Raw genomic sequence first — 25,141 nt, forward strand, 5'->3', positions numbered from 1 at the left:
GAAAGCGGCGGGGTAACAAGCTGATGCCCGACTACCAGTCAAACCCATTCCAGATTATGCTGGCGAACAGTTCCAGTTCCAATTCCAGGGAGCGCATGACCAAAACGATGCCCGCAGAACTCGAAGCCCTTTACCCCAAGCTGGTCAACCTTCTGCTGGATCCAGTATTTGTAGTGGATGAACATGGGACAATCGTCTTTATCAGCGAAGCCTGTGAGCAGATGCTTGGATATACCGCCAGCGAGATGACAGGCACACCGATGCTGAATTACATCCACCCTGGTGACCTGGACCGCACCCTTGCAGCCGCAAGTCGGGTGATAAGCGGCCAGCCCCACACGGATTTTGAAAACCGTTACCTGCATAAAGATGGCAGCGTGGTGCACATTCTGTGGTCCGCCCGCTGGTCGGAGGACGACCGGTTACGGATCGCGGTAGCCCGCGATGTGACGGCCCTGCGGCGGGCAAATCAGACCCGGGACGCACTCTACCGTGTATCCGAGGCGGCTCACCGGGCGGACTCTCTTCGTGCGCTCTGTGATGGTGTACGCCAGGTGATTGGCGAAATCTTTCCGCAGGACAAGCTGTACCTGGCCTTTCAGGATAAGGCCAGGGGGCTGATCAGCGCTCCGGACTGGTCCGACGACGAGCCCAGCGGCTGGGTAGAAGGCCCCATGCAGGCCGGAACGGTGCTCGCGGATGTCATTCAGTCAGGGCAGGCCGTGCGGGCCTCCCGTCATCCGGAACATCCAGGCCTGGGAGTCAATCCTCTGAACCTCCCGACACCACCCGGGCCAGCAAACTGGCTTGGCGTTCCCCTGATATCAAAGGATGCGGTCCTGGGCGCACTGGTTATTGAAAGCCATTCAGAAGGCGCGCGCTATCAACAGACAGATCAGGAGTTGCTGCAGTTCGTGGCCACCCAGGTTGCAACAGCGGTCGAGCGCAAGCGTGCGGAAGAAAACCTCCGCTTCATGGCGCACCATGACCCCCTCACCGGCCTGACCAATCGCTCCCTGTTCTACGACCGGCTGGAAACAGCGTTGAGAGCAGCAAGCCGGGCTGAGGGCGGGTTAGCGCTGCTGTATCTGGATCTGAACGATTTCAAAAAGATCAACGACGCCCGGGGCCATGAGGCTGGGGACCAGCTGCTGACAGAGATGGCACACCGACTGGAAGGGTGCACGAGGGAGACGGATACAGTAGCCCGCATGGGTGGCGATGAGTTTACAGTACTTCTTGCTGACATCTGCGATCACGCATCGCTCGGTACGGCGGTCGCCAGGATCCGTGAAATGATGGCATTACCCTTTGTCCTCGGAGGCGAGACGTTTCATGTGTCATGCAGCATCGGCGCGGCCCTGTATCCGGAAGACGGCGAATCCGCCGGGCAACTGGTGAGAACGGCTGACGCCAGGATGTATCTGAACAAACGAGGTAACTGACAACCACAGCGCAGTAGCCGAGTTGCCGTTTAATACCTGAATCCATAGCCGTGATGACGGAGAAGAACATGGCGGATGCAACGCCCATCGAGTCATTACCCGCGCAAGCCACGGAAAAGCCGTGGCATACCATGGATGCCTTGCAGGCCAGACAACTGCTGGAAGCAACCGCCCCCCTGAGCGAAGCAGGCGCCGCCTTACGGCTTGCCCGGCATGGCCCTAACTGCCTGCCGGAAGCGAAACCAAAAAGCCCCCTGGCCAGGCTCGGTCGCCAGCTCCATAACTTCCTGATATATATTCTGCTGGCGGCCGCTGCCATCACGGGAGCCCTGGGGCATTGGATCGACGCCGGAGTTATCCTCGCAGTCGTGATTATCCAGACGCTGGTGGGCTTCATCCAGGAAGGCAAGGCCGAACAGGCGCTGTCCGCCATCCGCCATATGCTGGCTCCGAAGGCCCGGGTGATCCGTGAGGATGGCCAGCACCAGGTGGACGCTGCAGATCTGGTGCCTGGAGACACGGTGTTGCTGGAGTCAGGTGACCGTGTGCCAGCCGATATCCGGCTGGAGAAATGCCATAACCTGAAGATTGAGGAGGCCATCCTCACGGGTGAGTCCGAGGCCGTGGAGAAGTCCCCGGAGCCGGTTGGCAGGAAGGCCGCGCTGGGTGACCAGATAGGCATGGCGTTTTCGGGCACCATGGTGTCCACAGGCACCGGCCGCGGAATAGTGGTTCGTACCGGAGCCGCGACGGAGATTGGTCGTATTTCTGGCTTGCTGGCCAGGACAACCTCGCTGAAGACTCCATTGCTGGAACAGATGGACCGTTTTGCCAGGATGTTGTCCATCACTGTGATTATCGCCAGCGTCGCCATATTTTTCGGCGGACTGATCTTCAGTGCCCTGCCCTTCCGGGAACTGTTCATGGCGGTGGTGGGCCTGACAGTTGCGGCAATACCCGAGGGGTTGCCCGCAATACTGACCATTACCCTCGCGATAGGCGTTCGCCAGATGGCGCGTCGCCAGGCTGTGGTCCGGCGAATGCCGGTCATTGAGTCTCTGGGTGCGGTGTCGGTGATCTGCTCCGACAAGACCGGCACTCTGACCCGAAACGAAATGATGGTAACCACCGTCGTGCAGGCTCGGCAGCGACTGAAAGTGACGGGCGAAGGCTATCAACTGGAAGGCATGCTGCGTCACGCCAACCAGCCCGCGGAGCTTACCGGCGCACTGGAGGAGCTGGCCCGGGCCGCGGCCCTCTGCAACGATGCCGATCTGAGCTGGCAGGATGAGCAGCCTCACGTTCAGGGAGACCCGATGGAGGCGGCCCTGAAGGTGTTTGCCCACAAGGCGGCGTTTGACATCCAGGCCAGTGCTGACGAATGGCCCCGGAAAGATGAAATCCCCTTCGACACCCAGAGCCGCTTCATGGCCACTCTCAACCACGATCACCATGGCCACAGTGTGGCCTACGTCAAGGGTGCTCCGGAGCGCATACTGGATATGTGCAAGGCTGAGGTGATGGAAAATGGAGAAACCGTTTCCCTGGACAGAGCCTCGTGGGACCAGGTCATTTCCGAACTGGCATCAGAGGGCCTGAGGGTGCTGGCACTGGCCCGCAAGCCGCTCCCTCGTGGCACCACGGACCTGGCCGTGGAGGACCTGAATACAGGCGTTGAACTGCTTGGCCTTGTGGGGCTCATGGATCCGCCCAGGCAGGAAGCTATCCGAGCTATATCCGACTGCCATGCGGCGGGTATCCGGGTAAAAATGATTACCGGGGATCACGCCCTGACAGCGGGAGCAATTGCCCACAAGCTGGGGCTTCAGAACAGCGAACGCGTATTAACGGGAAAGGAACTCGATGGGCTCAGTGCGCAAGAGTTGCAGCATCTGGCAACTGAAGTGGATGTTTTCGCCCGCACCAGCCCGGAACACAAGCTGAGGCTGGTGGAGGCGCTGCAGGCAGGGCATGGGGTAGTCGCCATGACCGGAGACGGCGTCAACGATGCACCCGCCCTTAAGCGGGCTGACGTTGGTATCGCCATGGGCGTCAAGGGGTCAGAAGCCGCACGGGAGGCCTCATCGGTAGTATTGCTGGATGATAATTTTGCCAGCATCGCTGCTGCGGTCCGGGAAGGGCGCACGGTCTACACAAACCTGAAAAAGGGCATTGCGTTTATGTTGCCCATTAATGGTGGGGAGTCGATCAGCCTGATAACGGCTCTGCTGCTGGGACTGACTTTGCCCATTTCGGCACTGCAGATTCTCTGGGTCAACATGGTCAGCTCCGTTGTATTGGCCATGACTCTGGCCTTCGAACCAGCGGAACCGGATGTCATGAAAAAACCACCGAGAGACCGGGATGAGGCGCTATTGCAGGGTTTCCTGGTCTGGCGGGTGGTCTTTGTATCGCTGCTGTTTCTGACAGGCATATTCGGCGCCTGGTTCTGGGCGATGCACCACCACGGCGATCAGAGCACAGCCCGCACTCTTGCCGTGAACACCCTGGTAGCTATGGAGGTGTTTTACCTGTTTGCCGTGCGTTATCTGGACACCCCGTCCATCACTCTTCGTGGGGTGCTGGGGACGCCAGTGGTGCTGGTGGCAGTGGCGACGGTAGCTGTTCTGCAACTGCTGTTTACCTACCTGCCCTGGTTCAACGACACCTTTGAAACCAGGGCTCTTTCCTGGGAAATGCTGGCCTTCGCCTGTGTAGCAGGAGTACTCGTACTGATAATACTGGAGATCGAAACATGGGTCCGCCGGCGCCTGTGGCCGGTTAGCGCAGCTTCCGGGTAATCAGCAAGGGCGAGCCCCGCTCTTCAATGGCCGCCAGTTCACCACTGGACAACCATTCTCCCGGCGGCCGGTCCATCACCTGCGCGCAGGCCACCAGAGCATGGGCCCAGGAGCTCTGATTGGCAAACAGCATACCGGCTTCATTCAGCGTGCCTCCCCGATTACCATAACCCATCACGCGAGTCCTGACCGGAGTGGGAAACAGGGGCGCCAGGTGTCCCCGGAATACTTCCGGGCGCATATGGGTCAGGGCAACCCGGTTGTGGAGGCGCCGGGGCAGCAGCCGCTCCTGCTCGAGTTCCGACAGGCAGGAAGCGGCTTCCATGGCGTCGCGGGGCTGCCGGAAACGCCCGGGTTCCTGAAGGTAGACCAGGCGGAAGGGCATGGCGGTTTCCCGCAGCCGTTCACAGGCCCGGAGCAGCTCCGACAACTGATAGGCGCCACTGGCGATCAGCAGCAGGGGCTCCCCCGGAGATCCATCTTCATCCACCACAATGGCGCCGGTCTTCGCCAGAGCTTCTGCCTCGGAGTGGTTAAAAACGCAGGGCCTGTCTCTTTTGGGAATCACCATGCAACTCAGCCTTCCCCGTTCCTCAAACACACTGGGCAGCACCGCCAGGGCACTGTTGTAGTCTGCGGTGAAAAGCACCCGGCTGACGTCATTCATCTCCCCCAGCAGGCTCTCGCAGAAGGTCGTGTCCTGGTGGGACTGCTCGTTCTTGCCGTTTTCCCAGGTATGGGAAGTGGCAATGACCGGAAATCCCAGCCATTGCGGCGGGCGGCCGACCTCCTTCTGGTGCCGGGCAAATATGAGCTCCTGACGAATGGCGCCGAGCATTTTTCCGCAAAAGGCCTCGTAGCTGGCAACCAGGTTCAGGCCTGCCTTGTTTGCCAGGCAGGCTGACACAACGGCTTCCTCGTTCAGCGCCGTAATTACCTGGCCATGCACAGACTCCGAGCTGTTTTCCGGATCCGTAACCCGGTGACGCAGCATTTCAAGCACCCCGCTGAGCCGGTTGCTGTCAAGCTCATCGGGATTTCCTACCCTGGGGCGAAGCCCGGGGTTGGACGCCACCAGCCCCTGAAAGAAACGGTCCACCGCCAACATCGGGGAGCAGGTGTCCGTGGCCAGCGCCACCTCCGGAATAACAGGAGCAGGAGGGTGACGCTGGGCCAGGGGGTGGTCCCGCTCCAGCGGGCGCTTTTGTTGCGAGTGCTGACAGAGCAGCCGGATGGAGCGGGCCAGATCGTCTGGCGGCACCCAGATTCTGTCTGCATGCTGGTTAAAAAGCTCCCGGGAGTGGGAATTCGTGCGGGGTGTGCCGGGCAATGGCAGGTTATGGGCAGCGTTGCTGCCGGCGCCATAAAAGCCAAAACCCTTGATCGACTCTGCAATCCCGTAGGGAATCCTGGCCGGGTAGGTCAGCTCACCCCGACTGGCCCGCCGGCCCTGCTCCCCGAGCGCCTGCTCCATCTCGTATAGCATGCAGACAAAGGCTGCAGGATCGCAGCCATCGAAGCGCCTGGGCTGAAAACCCTGGGCAGACAGCCGCTCGGCAAACCTCTCCAGGCCTTCCCGGGTGCCCAGCTCCGTGCGCTGTTCAATGCGACGACCGTTAGCAATCATGACAGGCATAACAAGGCCACAATCCTCGGCCCGCCACCAGCGGGGTACCCAGTCGCCCCCACGCTGCTCCTCTGCGGCACCATCAGACAGGAAGGCAACCAGGGATTCTCCGGGGAGGGGCATGTGGGCATACTGCAGTTCTGCAAACCCCAGGTAACCACCCTCGATAATGCCACCGGCAGTGTGGGGGTTTACGTGGCTTCCCAGCGGTGCGGCTGTGCCGCCATCCGGGCTCTGGCGGTAGCTGTAGAAATCTGAAACCAGGTTGGTCAGGCCTTCCGCGTCGTTCCGGTAGCGGGCTTTCTGTTCCGGGTGGAGATTGCCCGTCAACACGTTCAGGGCCTCAATGGCAGCCACACAGTGTCCCTGACCCATCAGCCAGCTTCGAGTCGTTCCGGTCAGGTTATTAAGTGCCAGATAGGCAGCATAAGCGGGAACCATATTCAGCGCCCCACCGGTATGGCCCTCCGGGTGAGCCTTGAAATCCCGGGCCGACAGGTGTCCCCCGGCGGGGCTGACCCGGTTGGCATAGGTCATGTGAACCACCAGCCACATACCCGCACTGGCCAGTCGATCCAGGGCACAAAGCTGCTGGAATACCCTGGCCCGATCCGGCTGGCAGCCCTGCTCTACCAGCCTGTCTGCCAGCATCAGCACCTGTTGCTGGATCTCCGGGTTATGGCTGATAACCCCGTAACCTCGTCGCCAGTCAGCAAAATCCGGGTGCAGGTTTGCCTGCTCATCGAGGGTATCTTTATTTGGGGTAGGGCTTGTCATGGGGTCCGCTCCTTGAGCGCTTGCCGTCTATCACCAAAAGTGTACGGGAGTTCGATGAGAGCGACTTTGACCCACGTCAGGCCCGGACAATCCATCAAAAACCTGTCCTGAATCAAGGCAGCGAGCGACCTGAATGACCATAGTTGACCATGTACAGACAGGCTCAACGGGGCAGATATACCAATGAAACTACGTTTTCTGGGTGGTGTGGGAACAGTAACCGGATCCAGGCATTTGCTGTCCGATGCCGGCAGTCGGCTGCTGGTAGACTGCGGCATGTACCAGGGTGTGAAGAACCTTCGCCGGCGCAACTGGGCGCCCTTCCCCGTAGAGCCGGAAACCATCAATGCAGTGGTGCTGACCCACGCCCATATCGACCACAGCGGGTACCTTCCAGCCCTGGTTAAAAACGGCTTTAAGGGAAAGATTTACTGCAGCAAAGCCACCCACGAGCTCTGCCGCGTGCTATTGCCGGACGCCGGCTATCTTCAGGAGGAAGACGCCAGGTACGCTTTTCGAAAAGGTTTCTCACGACACGACCATCCGGAGCCACTGTTCACGGAGAAAGACGCCCATGAGGCCCTCAGGCAGTTTGAGTCCGTGCATTACCATGAGGCCATCGAGCCGGTAAAAGGCTTCGGAGTCACCTTCACCCCGGCAGGGCACATCCTTGGATCCTCCTGCGTGCATGTGCGCCATAAAGGTAGCGACCGTACCGTGGTGTTCTCGGGAGATGTGGGGCGCCAGAACGACGTCATCATGCGGCCGCCCGAGCCTATCCAGAAAGCCGATGTACTCGTGTGTGAGTCCACCTACGGGGACCGTCTCCATGAGGCCAGCGACCCTGACGGGGAACTGACGGAAATCATAACCAGAACCGCAGCCCGCGGCGGTATCGTCCTGATGCCCGCATTTGCGGTGGGCCGTGCCCAGATGCTCCTCTATCTGGTACACAGGCTTATGGCACAGCACAAGATTCCGAAGATGCCGGTATATCTCAATAGCCCGATGGCCATCCGCGCCACCGAGATTTTCATGCGCCATCACAAGGAACACAAACTCAGTCGGGCCGAGTGCGAGCTCATCGACGAACATACCGAGTATGTTCGTACTGCGGACGAATCCATTGAACTGAACAACAGACGCTTTCCATGTATCATTGTTTCAGCCAGCGGCATGGCCAGTGGTGGCAGGGTATTGCACCACCTGAAAACTCTTTTGCCCAACCCGCGCAACAGCATCGTCTTCGCAGGCTTCCAGGCCCCCGGCACCCGCGGGGACTCCCTGATGAGAGGCGCCGAATCCGTCAAGATCCATGGCGAGTACTGGCCGGTAAAGGCTGAAGTCCACAACATCGACTCGCTCTCAGCCCACGGCGACTACCGCGAAATTCTCGAATGGCTCAGCCAGGGCAGCCTCAATCCCCGAAAGGTTTACATCAGCCACGGCGAGGCCGTGCCCAGTGACGTCATGCGCAAACGCATCCGCGACCGCTTCGGCTGGGATACCGAAGTGCCGGAGCTGTTTGACGAAGTGGAAGTCTGAAACTGCCGCCAGTAGCGAAATTGACCCATGCCCAGGACCATTCACGACCAGCCATCGAAAATGTCAGCTTCACCTCCTCTGAATGGGAGGGGTATACACAGAAGGAAGGCGAACTTGCTTCTTTTGAACACACTTTCGGGAGCATACAGGGAGAATAGGACCCGGAGTCACATTACTCAGCCGGCCTCAGAGCTCCAATGTCCTGAACGAGGGAGCTAACCCAATGACCAGTAGTCGCGCAAAAATCGCCCCCTGTCAGCACATCCGTCGCTATCCCGGGTTCGGGCACAGGCAACGGTATGACCGCTGCATGCTCACGGCGCCAGCTTCCGCTTCAGCGCCCTGGTAACTGGCAGCGGCAGGCTTGGCAACGAGCGCAGCATCCAGGGCAGTATTCTGCGTTTTACCCCACTCAGTGATTCCGGAATCATGGCTTCGATCAGGTGAGGTCCAGGCATGCGCAGAGCATATTCCAGTGCTTTTGCCATATCCTCCGCGGTATCAACTCTCACCCCATGTATGCCCATACCATGGGCCATCTCGGCGAAGTTCAGCACCGGGCCCCGCAGGTCCAGCTGAGATCTGGCCTTGGTGCCCGCCTCTTCGGCCCCTACCCGCTCAAGCTCTATGTTCAGCACCGAGTAAGACGCGTTATTGAAGATGATGGTGGTGACGTTGAGCCGTTCACGGGCCATGGTCCACAGGGCCTGAATGGTGTACATGGCTGAGCCATCGCCAATCAGCGCCAGGACCGGGCGATCCGGGCAGGCAACGGCGGCACCGACGGCATTGGGCAGGCCCTGCCCAATGGCACCACCGGTGAGGGTGAGCAGATCATGCCTCGGCGCCCCGGCTGTCATCACCGACAGCATCAGGCCGGAGGTAATGGCTTCATCCACAATAATGGCGTTTTCGGGCATCAGGTGGCCTACGGCCTTGCAGACTTTTTCGGCGGTAAGCTTTCCCCTTGGCCGGCCCGGTCTTCTGGCCGGTTGCAGCTTCGGCTCCGCCTTGCCTGCACCCAGGGCTCCGTTGAGCCTGTTCAGGCTTCCTGTAATGTCCTGATCCGGCGCCACGAGCGTGTGCACCTTGCAGGTATCCGGCACCAGGTAACTCTGCTTGCCCGGATACGCGAAGAAGGATACCGGCGCCTTGGCGTCTACCAGGATGAGATGATCAACATCCGTCAGCTGTACCATGGCCAGTTCGGCCAGGTAAGCCAGGCGTTCCACGGGAGGCAGGCCCTCACCCCGCTCCATGCGGGTCGGGAAAGTTTCGGCCAGCAGAATCACGCCGCTGTGTGCAGCGAGCTTTGCCGCCGCCAGCAGGCTGGGTTCCCGTAACGAGTGCCCACCCATCAGCAGAGCCGTTTTCCCGCCAGAGCGGATGGCTGAGACGATTGCGTCTACCGTGGCATCGTCTGCAGGTTCCGGTGTGGGGGGCGCCAGGGGTGCACCGGGTACGCCCCCCTCACCCCAGGACACGTCTGCCGGCAGAATCAGTGTGGCGACCTGGCCGGGCGCGGTGCGAGCAGCGGCGATGGCTTCAACAGCGTCCTGACAGAGGGTCTCCGTGCTTGTGGCTGTGCGCACAAATCCGGGGGAAACGTTGCGGGCGACAGTCTCTATGTCGGACTGCAGCTGGGCATCGTATTTCACGTGATAGGTGGCATGGTCGCCGACAATGTTCACCACCGGGACCTTGCCCTTGCGGGCGTTATGCAGGTTGGCCAGGCCGTTGCCCAGGCCGCAGCCCAGATGCAGCAAAGTGGCGGCGGGCTTGTCGGCCATGCGCGCATAGCCATCTGCCGCGCCGGTGGCTACGCCTTCAAACAGGGCCAGGACAGCGCGCATTTTCGGCTCATCGTCCAGGGCCGCCACGAAATGCATTTCACTGGTACCAGGGTTGCTGAAGCAGACCTCAACACCGGCGTCCACGAGGGTTTTCATAAGGGCTTGTGCGCCGTTAGTCATTGTTGTTCTCCAGCCTTCGGATATTTCGGTTTATGGGGTCTGTCCAGTTGATCGTTACCAATATCAGCAATTCGGGTGACCCCTGTCAGGGTCATGGCCAGCCGCAGTTCCTGCTGCCAGCTTGTCAGCAGCCTGGTCAGCCCGGCTTCACCGGCACCAGCCAGTGCCCAGGCCCAGGGGCGACCGACCATCACGCCCTGGGCGCCCAGAGCCAGGGCACGGAATATGTCGACGCCACTGCGAACGCCACCGTCGACGAGGATGTCAATCTGTGAACCGACCGCGGCGACGATTTCCGGCAGCTTGCCAGCGCCAGAGGCGACGCCATCCAGCTGACGGCCACCGTGGTTGGACACCACGATCGCGTCTGCCCCCAGCTGCACGGCCTGTCGGGCATCTTCCACATCCAGAATGCCTTTGATCAGCAGTTTTCCCTGCCAGTGACTGCGAATCCATTCGATATCAGCCCAGGTGACCGTCGGGTCAAACTGGGTATCGATCCACTCCTTGAAGGCGTCAAGATTGCTGGCATCCGGCAAAGCATCACTGAGATTACCGAAGCTGAGAGGGCCGCCGCGCAGGGCGACATGCCATATCCAGCCGGGGCGCGCCAGCAATTGCTGGATCTTCAGCAGCTTTGATCGCGGGCCGGGGCTGGCCAGGCCATTGCGGAAGTCCCGATGGCGCATGCCCGGCAGCGGCAGGTCTACCGTGAACACCAGCGTGCGACAGCCGGCCGACCAGGCTTTCTTCAGCAGGGCTTCTATACGGGCGCGATCACGAATCATGTAGAGCTGAAACCAGGCGGCCTCGGTGGCAGCGGCCTGGACTTCCTCCACCGGGCAGATACCTACGGTGGACAGGGTGAAAGGAATGCCTGAGGCATTGGCCGCACGTACCGCCTGGACTTCGCCCCGCCGTGCCATCATTCCGGCCAGGCCCAGGGGTGCCAGTACCACCGGCATGGAACAGCTCTGTCCCACCAGCGTGGTGGCAGTATCCACTTCGTCCACGTCTACCAGCACCCGCTGGCGCAGCAATATGTTTGCCCAGTCGCTTTCGTTGGCGCGCAGGGTTTGCTCATCGGTCGCTCCGCCCTCCAGGTAATCAAAAAGGAATCCGGGCAATCGGGCACGAGCCTTTTCACGGTAGTCATCAGCAGTGGCCGGGTAGCCAAATTTCGGGTTCATGGACATCAGTCTCCTGCCACAATGGATCGCACCGCTGCCCGGGCCGTCATGATGCAGCCGGGCAGGAAGGTACCTTCGAGCGAGCGTTTGCCGTTGGCGCCACCACCACCAAAGCCGGCGGCCTCCCCTACACAGTAAAGACCCTTAACCGCAGCGCCGCTGGCGTCAAGCACCCGGCTTTGCAGGTCAGTCTGCAGACCGCCGAGGCTTTTCCGGGTGATCAGCTGCATCCGAATGGCAATGTAGGGCCCGGCGCCAGACTTCTGCAGGGGCGCCGGCTTGCAGGTACGCAGGCGGTCCGGCTTCCACTCCCGGGCATGCTGGATCAGACGGATCTGGGGGTCATTGTGCAGCTGGGTGCCGGTAGTAAAGTTGGCATCAAAGTTATCCGCTGTAGCCTGAAGCGTGTCGGCATCGATGTCATGGGAGGAGGTCAGCGCGTTCATTTCAAGTGCCAGCTCATTCAGGCTGTCTGCCAACAGGAAATCCCGGCTTTCGCGCTGCATCTGCCGAACCAGAGCGTGGTTGCCCAGCAGCAGCTCTTTTACGAACAGGGGGAACTGCTTGTCCCGTATCCGTATATTGTGCTCGGCTCCTGAGATGGCAAATTCCTTCGCGGCTATGCGCCAGTTGAGCAGGTGCCAGGTCCAGGGTTTTTCCTGTTCCGCCACGCGCTGGCACAGCCAGTGGGTATCAAATCCCGTAACAAGGGGCTCCGGACCGATGCGCTCGCCGCGATGGTTCAGCCACAGCGCGGATTTGCAGGGGATGGTGGACAGGCCATGGCCAGGAAAGTGGGGGTACGGATGGGGAAAGCCGGCGGCGTAGTTCCACATCTCGCCGGCGTGAGTGATCTGGCCGCCCAGGCTATCAGCAACCCAGTGGTGCATGCTGCCGTCCGCGTTGGGGTGCGCGCCATTGAGCATGCTGGCAGGCTGGGGACGGTCAGATGGCCAGTTGGCGCGACATTCTTTATGGCTGCCGTTGATGCCACCGGTGGCCAGTACGACCGCCGAGGCGGACAGCCGAACTTCCTCGCTGCTTGCTTCGTTGATGGCCAGGGCGCCGCAAACCTTTCCTGCGGTATGATCCAGTCCGGTTATGCGATGCTGGTGCAGCAGGGTGAGCCTGCCGGCCGTGTTCTCACGGTGCAGTGCCGCCATCAGACAGCGAACCAGCTCCCGGCCAGTGCCCCAGACCACATGGTAACGGGGCAGACGGTTACCCTCTCCCAGCCGGCCACGCTCCACCCAGTTGACGGCGGGCAGGAATTTGATGCCTTCGTTGCGCAGCCAGTCATATACCTCAGAGCGGGAGTGTTCGACGTAGTACCGCGCCCATTGCAGGGGCCATTCGTCATCGGGAGCCAGTTCGCCGAAACTGAGCCAGTCATTTAAAGCAACCTCCGGCGAATCCGCAATCTTCATGCGTTTCTGAAGGGGCGTACCCACCAGCATCATGCCGCCAAAGGCCCAGAGGGCCAGCCCACCCATTCTGTCAGCGGTATCCCGGTCCGCCAGGGTGACACTCTTTCCCCCTCGCAGGGCTTCCAGGGCTGTGACGATACCCGCCAGCCCTCCGCCAACCACCAGAATATCCGAGGCAATCACCTTCGCCATAGTGTACATCCGACTTTGTGAGCTTTGTTGTCAGATTCAACGATATACCGCTACCATGGCTTTAAAATTGACTTAAGAGGCCAGACAGATTGACTTTAGAGGCCACGGTTTCCATTGGCTGGGTAAATACGGTGATTGCAGCGGCGCAACGGCTGGCTGTCGACGCGGACAGTCTGCTGGCCGCGGCGGGAATACCTGCTGCGGAGCGCGAGCACGAGCGGTGGCCCATCGATAACATTACCCGGCTCTGGCATGCAGCAGAGCGCTGCACCGGCGACCCGGGCTTCGGCCTCAAAGTGGGAGTCGACTTCACCCCAATGAGCATAAGGGGTGTGGGGTTTGCGCTGCAGTCTGCCGCCACCCTGCGTGAGGCCGTGGTGATGGTTCAGCGATTCCAGCGGCTGATCTCCGACGGCGGGCGGTTTCAGGTGCTTGCGGGGGATTCCGCCACCTGGCTGGTCTATCATCCCCGGCAGGGAAAGCTCGCCTTCAGCCCTCACCAGATTGAAGCCGTTCTCGCGGCAGTAATCGGCTTCGCCAGCTGGGTGACAGGAACCCGGATGCAACCACTACGGGTGCAGTTCAGCCAGCTCCGGCTTGGACCGCTGCAGGGGTACCAGACAGCTTTTCATTGCCCGGTGGAATTTGAACAGGCTTTCAGTGGCGTGCTGATGGATAACGCTCTGCTGGATCACCCCCTGCCCCAGGCGGATCCCCAACTGGCGCAGGTTCACAAGCGTTATACCCGGGCCCGCCTGGCCGCTCTCTCCATGAACAGTGCGTCAGTACCGGAAATACGGCGATGGCTGGCCGGCCGGCTGGGCCCCCTTCTCCCGCGCCGGGGAGAAGCGGCAGAAGCGCTGGGAATCAGTGAACGCACACTGGCGCGGCGGCTCCGCGAACAGGAAACCACCTTCGATGACCTGCTGGATGAGATGCGTCGGGACCGGGCGCTTCAGGCCGTAGCTGACACACGTGCTTCCCTGACCGAGATCGCCGAATCACTGGGCTTCGCGGAGGTGAGTACTTTCTATCGCGCCTTCAGGCGCTGGACTGGATTGCCGCCGGTGCGGTGGCGCAGACAACAAAGCAACAAAAGCGACAGTTGATCTTCCCTATCGCTTTCAGGGCACTGGTGGAGTCGCTTCATGGCCTTCTCGCCGACAGATTCCAGTCATCGGTGATGTCGTGATCGTCGAAGATCATGTAAGTGGGTACATGAGCCAGGGCTCCGGCGACCACACAAGCAGGTACATGGCCAGTACCTCGGCAAGGGTGACCAGGTGATTGCCGGCACTGGCGGTGGTAAACACCGGCTTGCGGACACCTCCGAACAGGCGGTCGGTCATATCTTCGTTGAATTCGGTTTCGGGCAAGAGTTGATCGCGGTGGTAATAAGTATGGCGATGCCTGAATAGCTCGACACTATCGCGCGGCTCGGTGCCCGGTCATCATCATGAACGCGGCGCGGTCTGCCGCGCCAGCTCCTGATCCAGCCGGACCAGGCCGTCCTCACAGGGAGAATGGGGCCGCCGGCAGGAGCCGTGGTAGAGGCGGTTAATGCGGTTTTTCAGTACAAAGCTGGGGGACGGACTGCCAGGGTAACGCAGGTGGGGTGCGGTATTTTCCAGCCACTGCCAGGAGTCCCCCGCGCCTTCGGCCTGCCTCAGACCTATGTCATAACCCAGCAACTGGTCCGCTGGTAAAGGCTGGTCCGGCCGAACCTCAAGCAGACAAAGCCAGGCTGATCGTCCCACCTGGATGAGCTGCTGTTCGGAATCATGGAACTCCCGGTCAAGGAATGGCGCCTGTCCGGGGCTGGAGGGCTTACGTATACTCTTTATCTCATACTCCAAAACAAACCTTGACAAGGAATATTCCCCATGGCCGACGAAGATACCCTTAATGCCCTTAAGATTGCCTTCACCTTCATGCCCCAACCAGTAGAGATCAACCGCTTTGAATACGGTGAGGATGCCAACAGAATTCTGGCCCAGGTGAATTTTGTGAGGGAGGTTCTGGTCAGTCACGGGATTGATCCGGAGGAAGTGGCAGGGGAAATCAATCCGGCTTCATCGCCAAATTCCTGCTACTGAATCCTGTTACGAACCTCTGGCTGAACCGAATACCGACTCTTTAGCAACGAGAGGCAAAATGCCGTACCAGTTTGAAGACCTCAAAAAGAGCTGCCAGTCGCAATGGCGTGCTTACATCGAACACAGCTTTGTACAGCAGCTGGGTGACGCATCCCTTGCAACGGACGCTTTCCGGCATTATCTCAAACAGGATTACCTGTTTCTGATCCAGTTCGCCCGGGCGTATGCTCTGGCGGCCTACAAAAGCCCCACCCTGGCGGATCTCCGGCAGGCCAAAGAGGGGCTACACGCAATCATTGATGTGGAACTGGATCTGCACATCAGCTACTGCAAGGAGTGGGGTATTTCTGAGGAGGAGCTCGCCACCCTTCCGGAAGCCCGGGCTACTCTCGCCTATACCCGCTATGTGCTGGATACCGGCAACCGGGGTGATCTGCTGGATCTGCACGTTGCGCTCTCGCCCTGCATGGTGGGTTACGGTGAGATTGCCAACTGGCTGAACAGCCGGGCAGAAACCATTCGGAGTGACAAAAACCCCTACGACGCCTGGATCGCCATGTATGAAAGCGAAGAATTCCAGCAGGCCATGCAGGCGGAAATCCGCTGGCTGGATGAAAGACTGGCCGATGTTTCTCCCGCCAGGTTCGAGCAGCTCGCCCGGATCTTCAGTGACGCGACCCGGCTTGAGATTGATTTCTGGGAGATGGGACTCAGGCAGAGCGACTGATTGCCCAATTGGCCAGCCGGTATCCAAAAACACTGAATGTATTGCGCAAGCACGTGGCAGAGATTGGCGCTCACCGTCAGACAACCATTGAAATCGTGACATCCATTGCCGGTATGAATCCGGAGCGGCTATGCCAGGAGCTGTTTGATACGGTGATGGAACAGGCACCCATCGAGGATCTGGACACAGACGTCCTGCTGGAGCTCATTTTACGCGGCTACGAAGTCGGTCATCTTCAGCAACTACCCAAACTGCATCGACTCGCCCGCAAAATCGAGGCGGTACATAGAGCGGGAAAACACCTATGTTCTGAAACAAATGGAGGATGGCCAACCACCCAGGCCAGAAACACCGATCGCTCAAATGAACGAGGAGCCTTCACTCATCAAGCGGCAACTGAAAAGGCTTCGCCAGATGACCCGAAACTACTGGGCGCCGGCGTCGCATTGAAAAGACACCCCGACGGCATAAAGGTACGCTAATAAGTTTCGATCTCTTCAGGGAGGCAAACATGGAACATGGGATCTTCCACTTCGCGGAGCGTATCCCGGATACCCTGATTTTTGGTGTTTTACTTCTGACCGGCTGGTTCGCTCATGTCGCTGGAGAGAAAACGGGTATTCCCCGGGTTACTGTGCTGCTGGTAATTGGCGTTTTGGCGGGTCCCGCTGTGCTGAATCTCGTACCTGCTGAAGTGGTGAGCTGGTTTGATCAAATCACCCATCTCGCGCTGGCCATGGTTGGGTTCCTGCTTGGTGAGAGTTTCATGGGCCGGGAGCTTAAGCGTTCGGGCCGGTCCGTATTGATCATATCCCTGGGAGAAGTTCTGGCCGCGGCGACATTCGTTTTTGCGGCAACCCAGCTTATTGGCCTGGATCCGGTCATGGGCCTGCTGCTGGCTGCCATGGCGCCCGCCTCCGCTCCGGCCGCGACGCTTGACGTCATTCATCAAACCGGTGCCTCCGGACCACTCAGCCGCACCGTTCTGGGGGTGGTTGCTATCGACGATGCCTGGGGCGTGATTCTTTTTAGCCTGCTGCTGGTCGTTGCTCAGGCTCTGCACAGTGATGCCGCACCCCTGGAGTGGCTTGCTTCGGGCATGTGGGAAGTCTTCGGCGGCATAGCTCTCGGCGTGCTGCTTGGCTTTCCGATGGCATGGATGACCGGACGTATGCGTGAAGGCGAACCCACACTTCTGGAAGCATCAGGCTTTGTTCTTCTGTGTGGAGGCCTGGCTCTGTGGCTGAACCTCTCCTACCTGCTGGCCTGCATGGCACTCGGTGCCACGGTGGCCAATCGAGCCAGACACTACAAGCGGCCGTTCAGGGATATCGATGGTGCCAGTGAGCCTTTCCTGGTGATATTTTTTCTCCTGGCAGGCTTTAAAATGGATATCGGCCTGCTGCCGTCACTGGGATTTATTGGACTGGTTTACATCATATCCAGATCCATCGGGCTTATCGGGGGTGGGATGCTGGCCGCCTCAGCAGCTCGTGCTGATCCGGTTGTGCGGCAGAACGTGGGCTGGTGTCTCTTATCACAGGCCGGTGTGGCGCTTGGTCTTGCTTTGCTGGTGGAAGAACGGTTTCCGGAGATAGGGAGCAAAATCCTGCCCCTCGTAATTGGCTCTACCATCATTTTCGAATTGCTTGGCCCTGTATTTGTGCGATGGCGGCTGAGAAAGGCAGGAGAGCTGGCCCGATAACCCGCCTGGTCGCCGACGCATGCCGGGAAAGCTCCCTTATAGCCAGGGCGATCAAGCCTTTGGTGCGACGTACTGCTACAGGCGATACCGGCTGCAGCTTAACGCAGAACCCGCCCTACCAGCACCGGCCCCATCAACTCAAAAATAACGGTGGAGGCCACCACCACCGGAAGAATGGACGCGCTGAATTCCGGAAATCGTTCCGCCGCCAGCAGCGCCATGCCAAGCGCTATACCTGCTTGCGGCGTCAGCGCCAGACCAATATTGCGGGGCAGCGGTTTGTGTCTTCCCGGGGCGAATATCGCTGAAAGATAACCCCCCAGGACCCGGCCAGCCAGGCGTAGCAGGACGTAAGCGAGGGTCAGCAGTATGGCATCGTCGACCTTGTACAAATCAACGCTGGCCCCGGAGAGTACAAAGAAGAACACCAGGAACGGCCACTCAATGTGTTCGATCTCCCGGAACGAGCGGGTATGATGATAGGACAGGTTCGCAACCAGGCTGCCGGCAATCATGGAGGCCAGCAGGGCGGACACACCCAGCAATGAGGAGAGGCCGGCCAGTAGCAGTATTACCGCTAGTGCTTCAACAAGAGTGGGCTCGCCGGGTTTGAGGCGACCAGTGAGCCATGCGGATGGCAGGCCAACAGCAACCCCTATCAGTATGGCACCGCCCAGCTCCCAGATGGCATGGAGCAAAGCCAGTTGGCCATCGCTGCCAATCGCCCAGCCGAGAATCGCCATGCTCAGCCCGAAAACGACAATGCCCCAGGCATCGTCAATGGCAACAACCCCCAGCAGAACCCTGGGGACCAGTCCGGCACTTTTGCTATCCCGGACAGACTCGCTCACAACGACAGGGTCCGTTGCTACTGAAATTGCAGCGAGCGATACCGCAACCACAAGAGGAAACCCCAGCACCAGCAAGCCGGCACCAACCACCGCGCCGCCGCCGATAATCACGAACAGGGAAACAGCCAGAATCAGGGGGCCGGTATTGCGCAGCCGGCGTAACTCCAGCTCACTGCCCAGCACAAAAGCCACCATCACCAGGGCCAACTGAATCAGCGGCTCGCTCAGCCCACCCAGCACATCCGTATTCTGGGAGCCAATCCAGACCTGTTGAACGAAGGCAATCCCGAGGCCCACCAGCATCAGAACGGAAATCCGCGGAACCCTTGTGCGTCGGGCAAGGGTGTCGGCGAAAATACTCACCGACAGAATAACGCCCAGCAGGATGATGTTTAATGTGGCGCGTGAAGTCTCAGCGGGTAGCCAGTGGGGAAGATGCTCAATCATCCGGATTTACCGGGCTTTTCTTCCTCCTCGTCACTGGACAACTCCGGGACCGACTGACAGAAAGTGCAGTCTTCCGTATCCACAGCAGCCCCTCCCGCTTCAACATAACGGATTTTATGACTGGCCCTGCCCCGGTTTGCGGACACGGAGAACTTGCGGTCACGACGTTGCTCGCGCGTCTGATCTTCGGATTGACGGGTGCTTTCTGAATCTGCCATAAGATGCCCTCCTGATATCGTCTGGCTGATAATGAGGGCTGCCCGGCCTCAAACCAAGTAGGGAAAACACAGAGCAGAATGAGTCGCCGGGTCATCATCGACTATTTCGTCATGTGCCCCACTTTTGCAGCACCCGGATTATCGATCTTTCCATTCAGGGGCGCGCTTATCCAGAAAAGCGCAGATGCCTTCCTGTGCATCCGCAGCGCCAAGATTGGCTGTCATAACTTCGGACGTATACTCATAGGCGTCGGCCAGCCCCATTTCCAGTTGCCGGTAGAAAGCTTCTTTGCCAATTTTCAGCGTATGGCTGGATTTGGCGGCAATGGTGGATGCCATTTCGTGAATCGTCCGGTCGAGGTCTTCCTCGGCAACCACGCGATTAACGAGGCCCATCTGTTCTGCCCGCTGAGCACCGATCATCTCCCCGGTTAACAGCATCTCCATTGCATGCTTCCGGGAAACATTGCGGGACAGGGCAACCATGGGTGTCGAACAGAACAAACCAATGTTGACCCCAGGGGTCGCGAATCTGGCTGACTGCGAAGCAACCGCCAGGTCACAGCTCGCAATCAGTTGACAGCCTGCAGCCGTAGCCACGCCGGATGCTCTGGCAATAACCGGCTGAGGCAGTTGTACAATCTGCTGCATGACCTTGCTGCAGAGCCGAAACACCTCCTGCAGCGCTGCCCTGTGGTCAAGCTGGCCTCGTATCTCCCGCAGATCATGACCGGCACAGAAGACATTTCCTTTCGCCGCAAGGACAACAACGCGAGTGACCTCGTCGCTGGCAACCTCCTCCAGGATGCCGGATAACGCCTGCAGCATTGCCATGGACAGACTGTTTCGACGTTCCGGCTGATTGAGCGTCAGGGTCGTAATGCCATCCTCAGTGCTCTTGAGAACCAATGGACTTTCCGGGTGAGTCATGGGCTACCTCCAGGTGGTCTTTCCTTTGCTCTTTGTACCCTTAAGACGCATTGCGCGCCAGAAATTTACTGATGGTGATAAAAACCCAGTGAACGGAAAGGAAATGGCTCTCCGGCGGCCGGAGGCTAGTTAAAGCGGCCTGCCGCCCTATGACTCAGGCCTCGCCATATGCCCCACGTACGCCGCGGCAAAGGCGGTTTCCTGAAAGGCTTTTAGTCCGGTCTCGGCAAAAGGAATCGGCAGCGGCCTGGCGGCCAGCGTGGATTTGATCAGCGCAGGGGGCAGCAACCTTACTTCCAGCTCGGCACTGGATATCAGCTGAATGGCTGCCTCCATTTTGAAGCTTATGGCACCCCCGGCGAATTTTCCCTTGGGCATCCGCTCCCTGATCGCAACGCTGGTCACGCCGTACTCGTCCATCAGTTCCGCAAAAGCCGCCTGGAACTGTTTCAGGTCTTCCCTGGTGTGGTTTTTGTTCAGCGACAGCTTGCGGACTCTGCACTCTGGCAGGATGAACTGCCCTCGATCCAGATTCAGCATACACACCACCGCATCGCTGCCGGTTAATTCTACTCCGCAAATAGTCATGATTTTCCTCTCATTACAGCCATCTCTTCAGCCACCGCGCCTCCCCGGTTTAATGCCATTCACTGGACCTGGTGCGGGAGCTGCCGTGCGTAGTGTAGTACCGGTGTGTGACCTGCCGGCCTTTGTGGAAATTTATCCGGTATGCTGACACCCTGACGGTCAGAAGGGCACCCCCTGGATTCAAAGAAACCCTGGCGAGAAGCGTTAGGCGCGTTTTACAACCGAAGGAAGGTTGTTCAATCCCTATGAGAATTGAGACCGTCAACGAGTGCACCTGCATCGTCTACCTGGGCGACCGGATCTCGGATGAGACCGCCGATCTGGTAAAGCAGGCCACCGAGGCTATTCGCCAGAACATGGCGCATCTGATCACCGATCTGGTGCCCTCATACACCTCAGTGATGGTCTGCTACAACGCCGGAAAGACTGACCGCTTTGGCATTGTCTCCCAACTGCAGTACACGCTGACCCGGCTGGAGTACCGAGCCGAAACGGACAGCGACTCCAGAACCATCGAATTGCCGGTCTGCTATGACGCCGAGGTGGGCCTGGACCTGAACGATGTGTGTGAATATTCCGGGCTCAGCCGGGAAGAAGTCATCCGTATTCACAGTGAGCAGACCTATCGAGTGTATGCAATCGGCTTCAGCCCCGGATTCGCCTACCTGGGCACGACAGACTCCCGCATTGCCCTGCCCCGAAAAGCAACGCCCAGGCAGAAAGTACCCACCGGCAGTGTCGGCATTGCCGGCTCGCAGACCGCCATCTACCCCAGCTCCACCCCCGGTGGCTGGCAGATCATCGGCCGCACCCCGCGAAAGATGATCGACTGGGACAGTGAATCACTGGCACTGGTCCAGGTGGGTGACCGCGTGAAATTCCGTGCCATAGACCAACAGGAGTTTGTTGATCTGGGGGGCGACTTCAGTGAGCTTTGAAGTTATTGCGGCCGGGATGCTGGCATTGCTGCAGGATTCGGGACGACATGGTTATCAGCACATAGGGGTGACCACGGGCGGTCCCATGGATGAGCACGCTTTCTTCTGGGCCAATCGCCTGCTTGGCAACCCGGCCAATGCGGCGCAGATCGAAATCAACATCGGCAAACTGGGTCTGCTTGCCCATGACGATACCTGCATTGCCCTGACTGGAGCGGATTTTGGGGCGCGGATCAACGGCCGGGATGCTCCGCCCTGGCATACCTATCGAGTCCGTCGTGGAGACCGGATTGAGTTCGGCATGCCAGTTACAGGACTAAGAGCCTACCTTGCCGTCGCCGGAGGTTTTAAACCTGCCACCAGACTCGGCAGCTGCGCCACCGTCCTTCGCGAAGGCCTGGGTGGACTGGATGGCCGGGGCAGAAAACTGGCCAAAGGCGACCGGATCCGATTCGACTCAGGTGGGCATCAGCCGGAGGCCAGAGTGCCGGCCGGGGAGATTCCCGACTACCGCCGGGACCTCCATGTCGGTGTGCTGCCCGGCTACCAGTACCTGAGCTTTCCCCTCGGTGAACGGATGAAGTTCTTTTCAGGCACCTACGAGGTCAGCCAGAGGATCGATCGCATGGGCTACCGACTGACGGGGGAGCCTATTCATTCAGACCTGGACGGCATCATCTCCGAAGGCATCGCCTACGGCGCCATTCAGGTGCCCAGCGACGGCCAGCCCATCGTACTGATGAAAGACCGGCAAACCATCGGCGGCTACCCGAAAATTGGCTGTCTGAGTGGACTGGATTCAGGTCAGCTTGCCCAGAGAGGGCCAGGGGCTGCGGTCCGCTTTTACCTTTCAGATGTCGCTGAGGCTGAAGCCCAGCGGGCGATCTTCAGCCACAAGCTGATCAGCTGGAGCGCATAACTGGATAGCAGGCAGGAACAAAGATGATTCATCTTTCAGGCGCTTTCGAGGGACGGGGTGGTCTGATTTTTCATTACAGAAATTCGCTGGATTGCACTGGCGGGAGCAATGAGGTTGGAGCTTCCAGTAGCGCATCAGTGAAAAGGCTGGCGAGCTGCTTCAGGTTTGCAGGATTTATAAGTTTAGACAACTATTTTTCGAGTTGGGTGTTGAGCAACTGTGTAAAAAAAACTGACACATCTAGTCGTAAACTCGAAAAGCCCCATCGCAATGTTTTGATTACACTTCTTCTCTATCAGCACAAAGTCAGTAGTTAAAGCTTCTGAAACCAGGGTGTTATAGGAATCCTGTCAAAAGCCCATTAACTAAATGTTTTTGTTATCTTTGCCTCTAGCCTCCCAGAGCGGCCACCTATTGGCCTGCTTTTTGCTGTCTCCATAGTACGGTTAAAGTTCGGGTCAGTTAACGCAGATCCGATAGCTGCCTCGCAACTGACGGTTCAGTAAAACCGGAATCGATATCAGTCATCAGTATTCATAGGGAATGAATCATGATGAGTAGATACATAATAGATTTTCCCATCATTTCCAGCTTGATTGACGCTATCGAGGCATTTGCTGTCTTTGGCATGTCGTCCTGTGAGTCCCGTTATTGCCACGCCGGTACCTCTTCTACACACGTCCAGAACATCCCGAAACAAGTGCATAAAAAGCTGACATCCCCTGAGACCTTTACTGTTTTAACGTTGTCTGTGCGCCATCGATAATGGCTCATTCTGGCAACCACAACCAACGGAGAATTCAAATGAAAATGGCAAAAATGTTGAGCTCTTTTATAGGAGCATCAGTATTTCTCGCAGGCACCACGCTGGTTCAGGCGATGCCCATGGTGAGCATTAACCCGACCACTTCCTACGGAGCCGTTGGAGACGTCGTGTCTGTCGACATCTTGTGGAATGGGGATGGCAGTAACTATATCGGAGACTGGGATATTGACCTGGCCTACGATGATACCGTCGTTTCTTACTCTGGAAGCACCTTCTATTTTGGCGTCGATTCTTTTGGTTGTTTCGACTGCGGCGACTTTAGTATTGCAGGCCTCATTGATCTCTATGAAGTGTCTTTCGACACCCCTGTGGATCTGAAGAATAACCAGGACTCGCTGGGCAACGCTTTCAAGCTTGCCACGCTGGAGTTTGTCGGTATCGCAGACGGTATTTCTCAACTCACCTTCGGCGCATCAACATTCGGTGACGAAATTGGCAACGGTTTCATCCCCGGTCTGGCAAATGGCCAAATCTGTATTGGTAGCGCGGATTGCGACATTAGTGTTCCTGAACCCACTACCCTCTCTGTGCTGATACTGGCCCTGGCAGGCCTTGGCGTTCGCAGAAAGTTTAAAAAATATAGACCTCTTTGATTGAGCATGTGCTGAAAAAGCGGGTTTGCTGTCCCGCAAGAATCGTCAAACTGGACAACAGCCAGGCAGTCGCTGTCCGCAAAACTGGTCAAATCGTTAGCAACCAGTAAGGACGCATTATGACTTTTCGAACGTTCAGATCAGCAGGCAGGGCTTCCGTAATATCAGTTATTACAGTTGTTCTGGCTACCGCATTTTCCTCGGCGCCACAAGCTTCAACTCTTGAGGAGCCCGACCGCTTGCTCTTCGTCGGCCATGATGATGGGGACCTCGATATCTATCTGACTGATCTAAAAAACGGTCAGACAAAGCAACTGACCCAGAACGACCGCGACGATATTCAGCCAGTCTGGTCACCCGATGGTCATCGCATTGCCTATGCATCCTCTGAACACGGGCTCTATGAAATCTATGTGATGAACAGTGATGGCTCTGAAAAAAAGAGAATCACCTCCAATGAGTATATGGACATGACACCGTCCTGGGCTGCCGACGGAAAACAGCTATTTTATGTGTCTTCCCGCAACGGACCCGAACAAATCTTCAGGTATTCATTCGAAAGCGGCACCGAAGCGCAAGTGACAAAGAGTGAAGCCGGCGTATCCCTCCCCAGAGTCTCTCCGGATAATCAGCACATTGCCTACCTGGAATTGGATAATGGCAAGCAGCGCCTCAGAAAAATGCGATTGGATGGCAGTGAGAAAGAGAATCTTGAAGATGAATACAACGTCATTAGTTTCGACTGGTCACCTGACTCGAATCAGATTGCCTATGCAGGACGCAAGAGTCGCAAGATCAATCTTTTCCTCACGGAATTAGAGTCGGGAGAGCGGCGTCAGTTAACCGACACCCGCTGGGCCGACAACCATCCTGTCTTTACGCCGGATGGCAAGGGACTGATCTTCCTCAGCGCCAGAGACGCCCAGGATCGCGCGCAAATCTACCGACTGAATCTCGACAATCCTGACGGTCCGGTAAGGCTGTCGGACTCCGGACAGGAGGAGATGCATCTTTCTCTCTCGCCAGGTGGGACCTCACTGGCCTTCGTGCGCTTTGAGAACCGTTTCTTCCATACCTATTTGATGGATTTGTCGAATTACAAGACGAAAAAAATCGCGCCGGAATACAACCGAGCGCATCTAACCCCTGTATTCAGGCCCCACAGCTGAACGGCCAGGACTGAAAAAACGTGGAACCTGAGAAACACAGGACGATAGCCGTATCCGTCGTTCGATCACAACCAATCAACATGATGGATAGAAAAATGAGACACCCACTCCCACTTAAAGTAGCAATAGCTCTGGCGGTTTCTCTCCCTCTGTCAGT

22 protein-coding genes are annotated in these 25,141 nt (G+C 58.3%); 12 read left to right on the top strand and 10 right to left on the bottom strand.

Translation table 11 applies throughout. From position 1 onward, the window contains the following. Window positions 1-95 precede the first annotated feature (95 nt). Window positions 96-1,445 (top strand): diguanylate cyclase domain-containing protein, encoded by a 1,350-nt coding sequence (locus LG327_RS18975; protein WP_404364398.1) that lies wholly within the window; start codon window positions 96-98, stop codon window positions 1,443-1,445. A gap of 68 nt (window positions 1,446-1,513) precedes the next feature. Next, complete coding sequence (locus LG327_RS18980; protein ID WP_404364400.1) at window positions 1,514-4,246, top strand: cation-translocating P-type ATPase; 2,733 nt, start codon at window positions 1,514-1,516, stop codon at window positions 4,244-4,246. Here LG327_RS18980 and LG327_RS18985 read toward each other — a convergent pair. Then, entirely contained in the window at window positions 4,227-6,650 is a 2,424-nt protein-coding gene (locus LG327_RS18985; protein ID WP_404364402.1) for a xylulose 5-phosphate 3-epimerase, read from the bottom strand. The two genes, LG327_RS18980 and LG327_RS18985, sit on opposite strands and share 20 nt — an antisense overlap. A 183-nt stretch (window positions 6,651-6,833) precedes the next feature. Here LG327_RS18985 and LG327_RS18990 point away from each other — a divergent pair, with 183 nt between their 5' ends. Further along, entirely contained in the window at window positions 6,834-8,195 is a 1,362-nt protein-coding gene (locus LG327_RS18990) for an MBL fold metallo-hydrolase (protein ID WP_404364404.1), read from the top strand. Between the two features lie 314 nt (window positions 8,196-8,509). Here LG327_RS18990 and LG327_RS18995 read toward each other — a convergent pair whose 3' ends face one another. The 3 genes from LG327_RS18995 to LG327_RS19005 are packed head-to-tail and all read right to left on the bottom strand — an operon-like array spanning window position 8,510 to window position 12,977. Continuing rightward, window positions 8,510-10,168, bottom strand: coding sequence for an acetolactate synthase large subunit (locus LG327_RS18995; RefSeq protein WP_404364406.1), 1,659 nt, complete (start codon window positions 10,166-10,168; stop codon window positions 8,510-8,512). After that, window positions 10,165-11,358, bottom strand: coding sequence for an L-lactate dehydrogenase (locus LG327_RS19000; RefSeq protein ID WP_404364408.1), 1,194 nt, complete (start codon window positions 11,356-11,358; stop codon window positions 10,165-10,167). The genes LG327_RS18995 and LG327_RS19000 overlap by 4 nt, the downstream gene beginning before the upstream one ends. A gap of 5 nt (window positions 11,359-11,363) precedes the next feature. Continuing rightward, window positions 11,364-12,977 carry an FAD-dependent oxidoreductase gene (locus tag LG327_RS19005; RefSeq protein WP_404364410.1) on the bottom strand — a complete coding sequence of 538 codons (1,614 nt, stop codon included), beginning with the start codon at window positions 12,975-12,977 and terminating at the stop codon, window positions 11,364-11,366. A gap of 89 nt (window positions 12,978-13,066) precedes the next feature. On the opposite strand from LG327_RS19005, the gene LG327_RS19010 reads away from it, so the two are divergent. Next, entirely contained in the window at window positions 13,067-14,086 is a 1,020-nt protein-coding gene (locus LG327_RS19010) for an AraC family transcriptional regulator (RefSeq protein WP_404364412.1), read from the top strand. A 93-nt stretch (window positions 14,087-14,179) separates the two neighbouring features. Here LG327_RS19010 and LG327_RS19015 read toward each other — a convergent pair whose 3' ends face one another. Both LG327_RS19015 and LG327_RS19020 read right to left on the bottom strand, forming a co-directional pair. Then, entirely contained in the window at window positions 14,180-14,353 is a 174-nt protein-coding gene (locus LG327_RS19015; RefSeq protein WP_404364414.1) for a hypothetical protein, read from the bottom strand. Window positions 14,354-14,431: 78 nt separating this feature from the next. Then, a complete protein-coding gene (locus LG327_RS19020) occupies window positions 14,432-14,848 on the bottom strand; it encodes a hypothetical protein (RefSeq protein WP_404364416.1) in 417 nt (138 codons plus the stop codon). A 12-nt stretch (window positions 14,849-14,860) separates the two neighbouring features. Between LG327_RS19020 and LG327_RS19025 the strand changes: the two genes are divergently transcribed. Genes LG327_RS19025 through LG327_RS19040 form a run of 4 tightly spaced genes read left to right on the top strand, consistent with a single transcriptional unit; the run spans window position 14,861 to window position 17,505 of the window. Continuing rightward, window positions 14,861-15,073: a penicillin-binding protein gene (locus LG327_RS19025; RefSeq protein WP_404364418.1), complete on the top strand. Its 213-nt coding sequence runs from the start codon at window positions 14,861-14,863 to the stop codon at window positions 15,071-15,073. Window positions 15,074-15,131: 58 nt separating this feature from the next. Continuing rightward, window positions 15,132-15,800 carry a thiaminase II gene (tenA, locus tag LG327_RS19030; protein WP_404364420.1) on the top strand — a complete coding sequence of 223 codons (669 nt, stop codon included), beginning with the start codon at window positions 15,132-15,134 and terminating at the stop codon, window positions 15,798-15,800. Between the two features lie 8 nt (window positions 15,801-15,808). Then, entirely contained in the window at window positions 15,809-16,282 is a 474-nt protein-coding gene (locus LG327_RS19035; protein ID WP_404364422.1) for a hypothetical protein, read from the top strand. Window positions 16,283-16,311: 29 nt separating this feature from the next. Further along, window positions 16,312-17,505, top strand: a complete 1,194-nt coding sequence (locus LG327_RS19040; RefSeq protein WP_404364424.1) for a cation:proton antiporter — start codon at window positions 16,312-16,314, stop codon at window positions 17,503-17,505. 98 nt (window positions 17,506-17,603) lie between these two features. Here LG327_RS19040 and LG327_RS19045 read toward each other — a convergent pair whose 3' ends face one another. The 4 genes from LG327_RS19045 to LG327_RS19060 all read right to left on the bottom strand — a co-directional run bounded on the left by LG327_RS19045 (window position 17,604) and on the right by LG327_RS19060 (window position 20,539). Further along, on the bottom strand, window positions 17,604-18,803 hold the full coding sequence (locus LG327_RS19045) for a cation:proton antiporter (RefSeq protein ID WP_404364426.1): 1,200 nt from the start codon (window positions 18,801-18,803) through the stop codon (window positions 17,604-17,606). After that, window positions 18,800-19,021 (bottom strand): hypothetical protein, encoded by a 222-nt coding sequence (locus LG327_RS19050; protein ID WP_404364428.1) that lies wholly within the window; start codon window positions 19,019-19,021, stop codon window positions 18,800-18,802. Before LG327_RS19050 ends, LG327_RS19045 begins: the two co-directional genes overlap by 4 nt. Window positions 19,022-19,159: 138 nt before the next feature. Beyond that, window positions 19,160-19,951 (bottom strand): enoyl-CoA hydratase, encoded by a 792-nt coding sequence (locus LG327_RS19055; protein ID WP_404364430.1) that lies wholly within the window; start codon window positions 19,949-19,951, stop codon window positions 19,160-19,162. Window positions 19,952-20,098: 147 nt separating this feature from the next. Next, window positions 20,099-20,539 carry a DUF3010 family protein gene (locus tag LG327_RS19060; RefSeq protein ID WP_404364432.1) on the bottom strand — a complete coding sequence of 147 codons (441 nt, stop codon included), beginning with the start codon at window positions 20,537-20,539 and terminating at the stop codon, window positions 20,099-20,101. Between the two features lie 245 nt (window positions 20,540-20,784). Here LG327_RS19060 and pxpB point away from each other — a divergent pair, with 245 nt between their 5' ends. The 4 genes from pxpB to LG327_RS19080 all read left to right on the top strand — a co-directional run bounded on the left by pxpB (window position 20,785) and on the right by LG327_RS19080 (window position 24,984). Continuing rightward, window positions 20,785-21,477: a 5-oxoprolinase subunit PxpB gene (pxpB, locus tag LG327_RS19065; RefSeq protein ID WP_404364434.1), complete on the top strand. Its 693-nt coding sequence runs from the start codon at window positions 20,785-20,787 to the stop codon at window positions 21,475-21,477. Then, window positions 21,467-22,396, top strand: a complete 930-nt coding sequence (locus LG327_RS19070) for a biotin-dependent carboxyltransferase family protein (protein ID WP_404364436.1) — start codon at window positions 21,467-21,469, stop codon at window positions 22,394-22,396. Before pxpB ends, LG327_RS19070 begins: the two co-directional genes overlap by 11 nt. An 804-nt stretch (window positions 22,397-23,200) precedes the next feature. Further along, on the top strand, window positions 23,201-23,815 hold the full coding sequence (locus LG327_RS19075; RefSeq protein WP_404364438.1) for a PEP-CTERM sorting domain-containing protein: 615 nt from the start codon (window positions 23,201-23,203) through the stop codon (window positions 23,813-23,815). 119 nt (window positions 23,816-23,934) lie between these two features. Continuing rightward, window positions 23,935-24,984, top strand: a complete 1,050-nt coding sequence (locus LG327_RS19080; protein WP_404364440.1) for a DPP IV N-terminal domain-containing protein — start codon at window positions 23,935-23,937, stop codon at window positions 24,982-24,984. The last annotated feature ends 157 nt before the right edge of the window (window positions 24,985-25,141 follow it).

The sequence above is a fragment of the Marinobacter sp. genome (genome assembly GCF_044799475.1).
Classification (GTDB): Bacteria; Pseudomonadota; Gammaproteobacteria; order Pseudomonadales; family Oleiphilaceae; genus Marinobacter.